The 11129-nt window shown below is 68.8% G+C and carries 12 protein-coding genes; 6 read left to right on the top strand and 6 right to left on the bottom strand.

Features of this window, described 5'->3' with window-relative positions:
• Window positions 1-27: 27 nt before the first annotated feature.
• The gene (locus IEY60_RS31085; RefSeq protein WP_189034073.1) at window positions 28-1254 is read right to left on the bottom strand and encodes a cation:proton antiporter; all 1227 of its coding nucleotides are present in this window, start codon (window positions 1252-1254) and stop codon (window positions 28-30) included.
• A 152-nt stretch (window positions 1255-1406) separates the two neighbouring features.
• On the opposite strand from IEY60_RS31085, the gene IEY60_RS31080 reads away from it, so the two are divergent.
• From IEY60_RS31080 to IEY60_RS31065, 4 genes are all read left to right on the top strand, one after another.
• Window positions 1407-1745: a YciI family protein gene (locus IEY60_RS31080; protein WP_189034140.1), complete on the top strand. Its 339-nt coding sequence runs from the start codon at window positions 1407-1409 to the stop codon at window positions 1743-1745.
• On the top strand, window positions 1746-2960 hold the full coding sequence (locus tag IEY60_RS31075; protein WP_189034072.1) for an RNA polymerase sigma factor: 1215 nt from the start codon (window positions 1746-1748) through the stop codon (window positions 2958-2960).
• Between the two features lie 197 nt (window positions 2961-3157).
• Entirely contained in the window at window positions 3158-3316 is a 159-nt protein-coding gene (locus IEY60_RS31070) for a hypothetical protein (RefSeq protein ID WP_189034071.1), read from the top strand.
• Window positions 3279-4091: an isocitrate lyase/PEP mutase family protein gene (locus tag IEY60_RS31065; RefSeq protein WP_189034139.1), complete on the top strand. Its 813-nt coding sequence runs from the start codon at window positions 3279-3281 to the stop codon at window positions 4089-4091. Before IEY60_RS31070 ends, IEY60_RS31065 begins: the two co-directional genes overlap by 38 nt.
• 21 nt (window positions 4092-4112) lie before the next feature.
• Here IEY60_RS31065 and IEY60_RS31060 read toward each other — a convergent pair whose 3' ends face one another.
• Complete coding sequence (locus IEY60_RS31060) at window positions 4113-4604, bottom strand: pyridoxamine 5'-phosphate oxidase family protein (protein ID WP_189034070.1); 492 nt, start codon at window positions 4602-4604, stop codon at window positions 4113-4115.
• Between the two features lie 63 nt (window positions 4605-4667).
• Between IEY60_RS31060 and IEY60_RS31055 the strand changes: the two genes are divergently transcribed.
• Window positions 4668-5642, top strand: coding sequence for a helix-turn-helix transcriptional regulator (locus tag IEY60_RS31055; protein WP_189034069.1), 975 nt, complete (start codon window positions 4668-4670; stop codon window positions 5640-5642).
• An 18-nt stretch (window positions 5643-5660) separates the two neighbouring features.
• On the opposite strand, the gene IEY60_RS31050 is transcribed toward IEY60_RS31055, so the two are convergent.
• On the bottom strand, window positions 5661-6758 hold the full coding sequence (locus IEY60_RS31050) for an FAD-dependent monooxygenase (RefSeq protein ID WP_189034068.1): 1098 nt from the start codon (window positions 6756-6758) through the stop codon (window positions 5661-5663).
• Between the two features lie 100 nt (window positions 6759-6858).
• Between IEY60_RS31050 and IEY60_RS31045 the strand changes: the two genes are divergently transcribed.
• Window positions 6859-7416: a TetR/AcrR family transcriptional regulator gene (locus IEY60_RS31045; protein ID WP_189034067.1), complete on the top strand. Its 558-nt coding sequence runs from the start codon at window positions 6859-6861 to the stop codon at window positions 7414-7416.
• Here IEY60_RS31045 and IEY60_RS31040 read toward each other — a convergent pair.
• Genes IEY60_RS31040 through IEY60_RS31030 form a run of 3 tightly spaced genes read right to left on the bottom strand, consistent with a single transcriptional unit; the run spans window position 7409 to window position 11128 of the window.
• Window positions 7409-8866 (bottom strand): GntP family permease, encoded by a 1458-nt coding sequence (locus IEY60_RS31040; protein WP_189034066.1) that lies wholly within the window; start codon window positions 8864-8866, stop codon window positions 7409-7411. The genes IEY60_RS31045 and IEY60_RS31040 overlap by 8 nt on opposite strands.
• Window positions 8867-8876: 10 nt before the next feature.
• Window positions 8877-9518, bottom strand: coding sequence for a bifunctional 4-hydroxy-2-oxoglutarate aldolase/2-dehydro-3-deoxy-phosphogluconate aldolase (locus tag IEY60_RS31035; RefSeq protein ID WP_189034065.1), 642 nt, complete (start codon window positions 9516-9518; stop codon window positions 8877-8879).
• Entirely contained in the window at window positions 9515-11128 is a 1614-nt protein-coding gene (locus IEY60_RS31030; RefSeq protein WP_189034064.1) for an N-acyl-D-amino-acid deacylase family protein, read from the bottom strand. Before IEY60_RS31030 ends, IEY60_RS31035 begins: the two co-directional genes overlap by 4 nt.
• Window position 11129: the final 1 nt, after the last annotated feature.

The following is an 11129-nucleotide window of genomic DNA, read 5'->3' as shown; positions in this document are numbered from 1 at the left end:
GTGATGATTATGCACGATTGTGCAAGCTCATTCATGGGCAGGTGCGGTCGCGACCGGCACCTTGGGCCCGATCAGCCGCGCTACCAGGGGAAACACCAGAACCGTCGTCGCACCGGCGGCGACCAGGACCGAGGCCGTGTCGCCGGTCATCAGCTCCGTCGAGACGGCCACCTGGGTGACGGCGACGATGATCGGCAGGCCGGTGGCCGCGAACAGCGCGAGCTGAGCCCGCTCCCGCGGTGACTCCAGGTTGCGCCCGTGCGGGACGTACCGTTCGCTCAACCACACGGGCAGGCCGCGGGCGACGGCGATGGCGGCCACGAACGACGCCCACAGCAGCGGCTGTCCCGCCACCGCCGACATATCGATCCCCATCCCCGACACCACGAAGAATACCGGGATCAGCAGGCCGTAGCCGATGGTCTCCAGCTGCTCGTCGACGCGCGGATGACCCGCCGCGATGAGCCTGCGCAGCACCATGCCCGCGGCGAACGCGCCGAGCACCACGTCCAGGTCGAAGCGTTCGGCGACCACCATGAGCACGAGCAGCAGCAGGATCGACCCGCGCACCGGCAGCTGGGAGGTGCCGCCGTCCATCCTGGCCAGCGCCGCGCCGAGATCGGGGACGCGACTGAACAGGCGCAGCGGAATCAGCCCGACCAGCAGGGCCGCCACGACGAACAGCACGAGCACGATCAGTGCGGCGCCGACATTGCGGCTGCTCAGCAGCACCGACATGGCCACGATCGGGCCGAGCTCGCCGACCGCGCCGTGCGCCAGCACCGCGCGGCCCAGTGGGGTGTCGAGCAGGCCCGCCTGTTTGACGATCGGCAGCAGGGTGCCCAGCGCGGTGGAGGTCATCGCGATGGCGACGGCGATGTGATTGGTGGTCGATTCGCTGCTCGCGAGGACGGTGACCAGCCCGAACGCGAACATCAGACCCGCCAGCCACACCAGCCAGGCCACGCGTCCCGAGCGGCCGCCGAGCAACTTCGGGTCCAGTTCGTACCCGGCCAGCAGGAACAGCATGCCGAGGCCGAGTTCCTTGATCAGGTCGACGCCGCCCTCGGCGGTGGCCCAGCCCAGCGCGAAGGGTCCCAGAATCGTGCCCGCCACAAGCAGGATGACCACGTCCGGCACATAGCCGCGCAGTGCGCGCGAGAGCAGCGGAGCCGCCACCGCGACGAGTGCGATCCAGAACAGCGACACGATCGGCGACGGACCGTCCACGGCGGCGGAAGCGAGCAGCTCCATCGCCTCATCGTGGCACAGCGGATCGGCCGATCCCGGAAACCTCGCTGGCGTCCGGGCGAGAATCGGGTCACCCGTGCTGTCGATTCGGCGGCATCGCGTTCGTATAGGAGATGAACCGGTCGCGCACCGGCACCATCGACGAAAGGACGATCATGAAGCAGTACCTGCTGTCCATCTATCAGCCCGACGGACCCGCGCCGGACACTATCGACGCGATCATGGACGATCTCGCCGCCCTGAACGACGACATGCGCGCCGCCGGGGCGTGGGTGTTCGCGGTCGGCCTGCACGAGCCGAGCACCGCGACCGTCGTGCGGGCGAAGGAGGGTGACGTGCTGATCACCGACGGGCCGTATGCCGAGGGCACCGAGCACATCGGCGGCTTCACCCTCATCCAGGCCGCCGATCTGGACGAGGCGCTGGAGTGGGCGGGCAAGCTGGCCGCGGTACTCACCTTGCCGATCGAGGTGCGACCGGTGGCGCACAGTTAGATGGACACCCCGGTGATCGGGGCCGTGTTCGCCGAGCACTACGGCCGTGCGGTCGCGTCCCTGATCCGCGTCTTCGGTGACATCGGGGTCGCCGAGGACGCGGTGCAGGAGGCGTTCGCCGCCGCGGTCGTGCGCTGGCCGGTCGACGGTGTCCCGCCGAGCCCGGCGGGGTGGATCATCACCACCGCCCGCAATCGTGCGATCGATCGGCTGCGCCGCGAGGCCACCCGCGCCGACCGCCACGCCGAAGCCGCTCTTCTGCACTCGGATCCGGGCCAGCCCACCGACAGCTTCCCTGACGACCGGCTGCGGCTGATCTTCACCTGCTGCCATCCGGCGCTGGCTCCGGCCGCGCGGGTGGCGTTGACGCTGCGGCTGCTCGGCGGTGTGACCACCGATGAGATCGCGCGCGCGTTCCTGGTCTCGGAATCGACGATGGCGCAACGGCTCGTGCGCGCCAAGGGAAAGATCCGCGACGCGCGGATCCCCTACCGGGTGCCCGCCGATTCCGAGCTTCCCGCGCGAGTGCCCGCCGTCCTGGCGGTCGTGTATCTCGTCTTCACCGAAGGCTATTCGGCCACTGCGGGCCCACAACTCATTCGCGCCGACCTGTGCGCCGAAGCGATTCGGCTCGGCCGCCTGCTCACCGAACCCATGCCCGGCGAACCGGAGGTCCTCGGCCTGCTCGCCCTCATGCTGCTCACCGAATCCCGCCGCGCGGCCCGCACCGACGGCGATCACCTCGTGCTCCTCGGCGATCAGGACCGCACCCGCTGGAACCGCGACCTGATCGCCGAAGGCCAGTCCCTGCTCCGAGAATGCCTGCGCCGCAATGCCCCCGGCCCCTACCAACTCCAGGCCGCCATCAACGCCGTCCACGCCGACGCCCCCACCGCGGCCGCCACCGACTGGCCCCAGATCCTCGCCCTCTACACCCACCTCCACACCCTCACCCCCACCCCCGTCGTCGCCCTTCACCGCACCGTCGCCCTCGCCGAAGTCCATGGCCCCACCGCGGCCCTGCGCGAACTGTCGACCATCGACCTCCCGAACCACCACCGCTTCCACGCCATCCGCGCCGATCTCCTCCGCCGCGAAGGAAGTTTCACCGAAGCGGCAGCCGCCTACGACGCGGCCATCGCCCTTACCGCCAACGAGGTCGAACGCGAATTCCTGCGCCGCAGCAGGAATTCGCTACCGAGCTCATACATTTGATCGCGCGACATGGACACGCTCGCGAGGCCCGACATGCCCAGATTCGGGGAATCGCCTGGGATTTCGAACAACTATTCGATCGGCGGTACGGTGCCGCGCATGGTCAGCGCTCGGCATGAGGCGATGCATCGCCGCTGGCAGCGCTGTCCGCCATTACCCACGCCCGCCAACCGCACATCGGTGCGATACTGAAATCTGTGGCCGAGGCTTTCCGGCAAGCCGGAGACCAGGACGAGACACAGTTGTTCATCGAACTCGTCTACCACGGGCTCGGCCGGACCAAAGCGGGCACGACCTGGAAGGAACTCATGGACGCCGATCTCTCGTTCTTCCGCGGACCCCCTCCATCACGGTGACCGCCCCCTTGTCCTACCCAACGCGTGGGACTTCACCTCGGCCGCGCTGCTCGTCGACGCAGGGTTCCCCGCGATCGCCACCACCAGTCTGGGCGTTGCCGCGGCCGCGGGACTGCCCGATGGCAGAGCCGCTTCCGCTGACGAAACCTTCACTCTGGCTGCACGATTGACGCGGCTCCCGGTGCCGGTGAGTATCGACATAGAGGCCGGATTCGCCGACGACCACGAGGAAGTGGCCGACTATGTCGCGCGGCTGGCCGAGCTCGGTGTCGCGGGTATCAACATCGAAGACGGGCGCGGCAATACCGAACTGGCGGAGCCTGAGCGGCAGGCCGATCTCATTCACACCGTCAAGGCACGTGTGCCGCAGCTGTTCGTCAACGCCCGCACAGACACGCACTGGTTCGGCGTCGACCGCGAGTCGACGCTGCTCCGTGCGCGGCTGTATGCCGGGGCGGGCGCGGACGGACTGTTCGTTCCCGGAGTCACCGACTCCGCCACGCTCACCACGCTGGTCGGCGCGACCCCGCTCCCCCTGAACACCCTCTATTCGCCCGTGGGACCGGACGTCGACGCCCTGGCAGCGCTGGGTGTCCGCCGGATCAGTACCGGGTCGGCCCTCTACCGTGCCGCGCTGGGCGCCGCGATCGGCCTGGCCCGCTCTCTGCGCGGAGACACCGGCGAGCTGTCGACCGCACCCGACTATCAGAGGATCCAGGCTGTCCTCGCGGAGGCAAACACCCCCGTTGCCGATCCCGGCCCCGCCAGAACATAATCCGGGCCGCTCGCAGCGAGCTCAGTCCTTCCGTACGACCCGTTCGCCCGCGCCCGGCTTCCACACGGTGATGTTCAGGTGGTCGTCCTCGACTTCGACCGTCGACGCGCCGGTGAGGTCGGCGATGTAGAAGTGATCGAACTTCATGCCGCGGATGTCGAAACCTTTGTCGTCGAACAGTTTCTGGGCGAAGCGGGCGTGGACGGCTTCGTCCGGGAGGTCGGTGACGGTGCCGAACAGTTTGGCGTCGCCGTCGGAGACATTGGTGTCGACGGTGGCGGTGTGCAGGCAGAAGCGGGGGTCGCGGGCGAGGTCGTCGAATTTGCGGGTGTTCGGCATGCCGGCCAGGACCAGCATGTCCTCGAAGACGGTCGGCTCGATCGGGCTGATCCGCGGTGATCCGTCGGCCCGGAGGGTGCCGAGCATGCACAGGTTGCCGGTCGCCTGGTGCCTGCGCAGGAACAGGGCGGAGATACTCGGCGCTTCCTCGGTGAACTGGCTCCACGTGGTCATAGCTCGAACGGTACGACCAAACGTTGACATCCTGTGTCAAGTTCACCGGCTAGTCTCGAGAACATGCGAGCGAGCAGGCTGGTGCAACTGCTGCTCCTGTTGCAGGCCAGCGGCGGGGCCACCGCGGCCGAGCTGGCGCGGGAGCTGGAGGTGTCGGTGCGCACCGTGTACCGCGACGTCGAGGCGCTGTCGTCGGCGGGCGTTCCGGTGTACAGCGAGCCGGGGCGCGGTGGTGGCGTCCGGTTGATCGACGGCTATCGGACCCGGCTCACCGGTCTCACCTCCGACGAAGCCGACGCCGTCCTGCTGGCCGGGCTGCCCGGCGCGGCCGCCGACCTCGGGCTCGGCACTGTCCTCGCCACCGCCCAGCTCAAGATGCTCGCCGCGCTTCCACCCGAGTTGCGTGGCCGCGCGACCCGCATCGCCGAACGCGTCCATATCGATATGCCGGGCTGGTTCCACCGCCCGGACGAAACGCCCACGCTCGCCACTGTGGCCGATGCGCTCTGGCACGACCGCCGCCTGGCCATCAGCTACCGCCGGCACGACAAAGCCGCCGACCGTGTCCTCGACCCGCTGGGCCTGGTCATGAAGGCAGGCACCTGGTATCTGATCGCGCGCGACCGCGCCGATATCCGCTCCTACCGGGTGAGCCGCATCGCCACCGCCGTGCCGACCGGCGAATCCTTCACCCGCCCTGCCGATTTCGAACTGGCCGCGCACTGGCAGGAGTCGGCCGACGAATTCGCCCGGTCCATCCTGCGCGTCAGCGCGCGGTGCCGGATCTCGGCCGACCACCTGACCCTGCTCCGGCTGATGAACGACCCGGCCGCGGTGCGCCAGGCGCTCACGTCGATCGGCACGCCCGACGCCGATGGCTGGGTGGATATCACCGTCCCCGGCGAGTCGTACGAGATCCTCGCGCACGCGCTGCTGCCCCTCGGCGAACACATCGAAGTCCTCGATCCACCCGAACTGCGCACCGCGATGGCAGGTACGGCGGCCGCGATGCACGCGCGCTACCACCCGTCGGCCTGACCGGCACGGTCGGGCGTCTCAGCAGGTCCAGTCCAGAATCTCGCCCATCGCACGGAGGGAAACCGATGTCGGCGTGATCCGTAATGCCGTGTCGCGCAAGGCAACCAGCGGTGCTGCGGACAACTGACCGATTGTGCCGATGCGAGCGGACCGCGCGGCGATCATCTGCGTCCGCGGACGACGTTCCCGGTCATACCGCGCCAACCCGTCGGGTTTCCCAGCCAGCCGCGCCAGCACCACAGCATCCTCGAGCGCCTGGCACCCACCCTGCCCGAGGTTCGGCGTCATCGCGTGGGCGGCGTCGCCGACCAGGGCGATGCGACCGGCCGTGAAGGTTCGCAGCGGAGGTAGCTCGTAGATGTCGTTGTGCAGCACCGCGTTCTCGTCCGCGGCGGCCAGCAGTGCGGGGATCGGGTGATGCCAGTCGGCGAAGAGGGCACGAACCTCTGCGAACGAGCCCGGAGCGTTCTCGGGCGCGTTGTAGACGGCGAAACAGTAGACCCGCCCGTCGGCGAGCGGTGCCATCCCGAAACGCGCTCCACGACCCCATGTCTCACCGAACTCGGTCAGCGGTTCGTCGATATCGACCACCGCACGCCACGCGGTGTAGCCGGCGTAGCGAGCGGGCACATCGCCGCAGACCGCGCGGCGGACCACGCTGCGGATGCCGTCCGCGCCGACGACCAGATCCGCGGTCGCCACACCGCCGGAATGGACCACCGAACCGTCGGTTCCCGCTTCCGTCACCGAAATGCCTGTCCGCACCACACGATCGGGGATCGCAGCGCGCAGGATGTCGAGCAAGGCCGCGCGGTGGATCACCACGGGAGCACCGAATCGCGCACGCATCGTCGCCACATCGGTGCGCGAGAGCCACCGGCCCCGTGCGGTCCGAATCCCGGCCGAGACATCCTCGATCGCCTGCTCGCGCACCGCCGCACCGACACCGAGCGCGTCGAGCGCCCGCAACGCGTTGGTCCACAACGAGATTCCCGAGCCGACCTCGGCGACCTCGGGTGCACGCTCGAAGACCTCGACGGACCAGCCCCTGCGGGTCAAGGCCAGCGCGGTAGCCAGTCCCCCGATTCCGCCACCGACGACGATTGCTGTGGACATCGCGTACTCCCTCGTTGCAGGTACCGGCTCACCGTACTACTGTTGTAGTGAGATTCACTACTGATGTAGTGCGTGTCACTACGGGCGTAGTATGACTCGCGTGGCCACCAGACGTGAAGAGATTCTCGACGCCGCGATCGACCTGCTAGGCACCCGCGGTCTGCGCGCGCTGACCCACCGCGCGGTGGACGAGGCCGCCGCTGTCCCCACCGGATCGACCTCGAACTACTTCCGTACGCGCGAGGCCTTGCTGATCGGCGTCGCCGAACGGCTCGAGGACCGTGACCGCGCCGACTGGGAGGCACTGAACCGCCTGCTCGGCCCAGTCACCGTCGAGCACCTCGTCGAGGGCCTGGCCCGGTTCATCCTGCATGCCACCGGCCCCGATCGTGCGCGAACCCTGGCACGATTCGCGCTGTTCAGCGAGGCACAGACAATGCCCGCGCTGCACGAATCACTGCAACGCGGGCATCGGCGGCTCCGGGACTGGGCGATCGAGATGGCAGCCCAAGTCGGCATCGCCGCCGGGGACACGACAATCCTGGTCGACTACCTCGACGGCGTCGTCGTGCACCGGCTCGGCGGCGCGGGAACCGAAACCGATCCACGCGCCGCACTCGAACGACTGGTCGGCGCGCTGACCGCCGACCTCAGCTGACGACGCCGAACAACACCGCCGCCACCGCGAAACTCACCACCGACAAGATGGTTTCGAGCACGGTCCAGGTCTGGAGCGTCTGTTTGACCGTCATGTTGAAGTACTTGGCGATGATCCAGAAACCGCCGTCGTTGACGTGGCTGGCGATGATCGATCCCGCCGCGATCGCCATGGCGATCAGCGCGATCGACATCTGCGAGTAGCCCTGCTCGGCCACCAGCGGCGCGACGATGCCGCCGGTGGTGACGATCGCGACGGTCGCCGAGCCCTGCGCGATCCGCAGGCCGCAGCTGATCAGGTAGGACAGCACGATCACCGGCAGTCCGGCCGCGGACATGGTGTCGGCCAGCGCGGTGCCGATACCGGTGGCGGAGATGACCTTGCCGAAGAACGCGCCCGCGCCGACCACCAGTAGCACCATGCCGACCGGCTTGAGCGATTCGGCGGTGATGGTGCTCAGCTCCTGCACCGTCGAGCCGCGCCGGATGCCGAGCAGGTAGAACGCCACCAGCACCGTGATGAGCAGCGCGACCGCGGGCGTGCCGAAGAAGGTGAGCACCTGAAGCAGGGCCGAATCCTTGTCCAGCAGTTGGTAACCGAAGGTCGCGCCGAGGATCAGCACCAGCGGAATCGCGATGATCGACCCGATCAGCGCCACCGACGGCGGCGACTTCGTCACCACCGCGATCCCGCCGGTTCCCCCGATCTCACCGTTGTCGTGAGCCTTGTTCAGGCCGTTGCCCTCTGGCTCGAGCGGCACGAACTCGGCAGGCACCTCGACCTGCACCCGCTTACCGATCCAGGTACCCCAGGCGATGCCCGCGGCGAGGAAACCCGGGATGCCGCAGACGAATCCCATGAGGATCAGCCAGCCCAGGCTCACCCCGAGCAGACCGCCGAGCGCGACGGGACCGGGGTGCGGGGGCAGGAACGCGTGCGTCATCGACAGACCGGCCAGCATCGGCATGGCGTAGAGCACCAGCGAGCGACCGCCGCGCTTGGCCGCGACATACACCAGCGGCGCGAGGACGAAGATGCCGATGTCGAAGAAGACGGGGATGCCGAAGATGAGGCCGAGCAGACCCATCGCGACGGGAGCACCCTTCTCGCCGAACGACTTCAAGAGTTTGTCGGTGAGAACGTCTGCGCCGCCGGATCGTTCGAGGATCGCGCCGAGTACGGTGCCGAGACCGATGATCACCGCGATGTGCCCGAGGATGCCGCCGAAGCCTGTTTCCAGCAGTGACTCACCGGCTTTCAGCGGTGTGCCGACGATCTGGGCGACCGGTAGCCCCGCGGCGAGTGCCAGCAACAGACCGGTCAGCAGCAGCGCGACGAACGGCTCCAGTTTGACCTTGATGATGGCGATGAGTAGCACGGCGATCGCGAGACCGCACAGCACCAGCAACCCGGGGGTGGTGGTGCGCAACCAGTCGACAGTGGCGCCCATGGGATACCTCTCAATCAAGCGAATGGACGAAGCGTGCGGCTTTGGCGCCGATGTGGGACCAGCGCGAACTCGCGACGTCCAGTGGGGCGACCACCTCGGTCCCCGCGGTGACGGCGATCGCCCCCGCCTGCAGGAATTCGCGGGCGTTGTGGGAGCTGACGCCACCGGAGGGAATAAGGAACACGTGTGGGAACGGACCGAGCAGATCCTTGAGATAGGCAGGGCCGAGCGCGCGAGCCGGGAAGATCTTCACCGCCGCGGCGCCCATCTCGACCGCGGCCAGCACCTCCGAGGGGGTGAACGCGCCCATGATGACCGGGATCTGGTGGGCGACAGCCACTTCGGCGACCTCGGGACGCAGCGCAGGCGTCACCAGGAACTTGGCACCCACCTCGATCGCCGCTTCGGCCTGATCACGGGTGGTCACGGTGCCGACGCCGATGACGGCGCCGCCGACCGCCGAGGCCTTGCCGATCGCGTCGAGCACGCCGAGGGTTGTGAAGGTGAGTTCGACGGCGCGGATGCCGGACCCGGCGAGGGCTTCGGCGAGCGCGACCGGGTCGGGGATGGCCGGCGCGCGGACAACGGTGAGCGCGCGGTCGGCGCGGATCACCTCCATGGCCTCGGACGACGAGCTGAGCAGCGGGTTCATCGGGTCTCCTCTCGCGTGGCGTCCATCCGCAGGGCGCGTCCGGCGCGCACACCTGTCGCGGTGCCGTTCTCCAGCGCGAATGCGCCGTTGACCAGCACGTGCTGGATGCCACGGGCCTGTTGTCGGGGATGCTCGAAGGTTGCCGTGTCGTGGATCGTCGCCGGATCGAACACGACGAGGTCGGCGGCGTAGCCGGTGTCGACGAGTCCGCGCTGGGCCAGCCGGAGCCGGGCGGCCGGGCGGCCGGTGAGGTGGTGCACGCACTCCTCGAGCCCGAGGACGCCGAGCTCGCGGACGTAGCGCGACAGGTAACGGGGGAAGGTGCCCCAGGCGCGCGGATGCGGCCGCGCGCCGACGAGCAGGCCGTCGCTGCCGCCCATGTGGCCGGGGTCGACCATGATCGCGCGCACGTTCTCCTCGTGGCCGACGTGCTGGAGGATGGTGGTGGCCAGCTGGTCGCGGCGCAGCAGGTCGAAGAACACCTCGACCGGCGCTCTGCCCTCCTCGGCCGCGATCTGGTCGACGGTCCGTCCCACGTACGCGGACAGCGCATCGTCGCCGACACCGCTGATCTGGATGGTCTCCCACTCGACGGTGACGCCGTGGCAGCCGTCGGACCCGTTGACGTTCACATCCGCGGTGATCCGCGCGCGCTCGGCGGGATCGTCGAGCCGGGCCAGCGCGGCGTCGGGTCCACCCGACATCGCCCAGCTGGGCAGCAGCGCCGACAGCGTGGTCGAGCCGGGCAGATACGGGTAGGTGTCGAGGGTGATGTCGCAGCCGTCGGCGCGGGCCTGCGCGAGCATCGCCAGGAATTCCGGTGCGCGACCACGATTCACGCCGAAGTTCATAGTGGCGTGAGTGAGGTGCAGCGCGCAGCCGGTCGCCTTCGCCAGGCCCATCATTTCCGCGTAGGCCTCGAGCGCGCCCGCGCCGTAGGAGCGGGTGTGCGGCGCGTAGAAGCCGCCGTAGGACGCGACGACCGAGCACAGCGCGGCGAGTTCGCCTGTGTCGGCATACATTCCGGGCGTGTAGGTGAGTCCGCTCGACATGCCGACCGCGCCCTCGTCGAGACCCTGGGCCAGCAGCGCGCACATCCGGTCGATCTCGGCGGTGGTGGCCGGTCGCTGTTCGGTGCCGACGACGAGCAGCCGCAGGGTGCCCTGCGGGACCAGGTAGGCGGCGTTGGGCGTGATGCCCTCGTCGAGCCGGTCCAGGTACTGCGCGACCGTGTGCCAGGCGAAGTCGAAATCGGCGGGGTTACCGTTCCAGCCCGCGATCTGCTTGCGCACCACCGCGAGCGCGGCGTCGTCGATCGGCGCGTAGGACAGGCCGTCCTGGCCGATCACCTCGGTGGTCACGCCCTGGGTGATCTTCGGGAAGTGCTCGGGGTGGGTGAGCAGGGCGAGGTCCGAATGCGCGTGCATGTCGATGAATCCGGGTGCGAGGACCGAACCCGGCTGCGCCGGAACCACTCTCGCGTCAGCGGTGATCGATCCCGCCGGTCCCGTCTCGGCGATGCGCCCGGCGCGGATCAGTACGTCGCCGCGACGGCGCGGGGCGCCGGTGCCGTCGACGATATCGATGTCACGAAACAGCAAGTCCGTCATG

This window comes from Nocardia rhizosphaerihabitans (assembly GCF_014646295.1).
GTDB classification, from domain to species: domain Bacteria; phylum Actinomycetota; class Actinomycetes; order Mycobacteriales; family Mycobacteriaceae; genus Nocardia; species Nocardia rhizosphaerihabitans.
The sequence above is the reverse complement of the archived record's forward strand: the minus strand, read 5'-3'. Positions and strand labels throughout refer to the sequence as shown.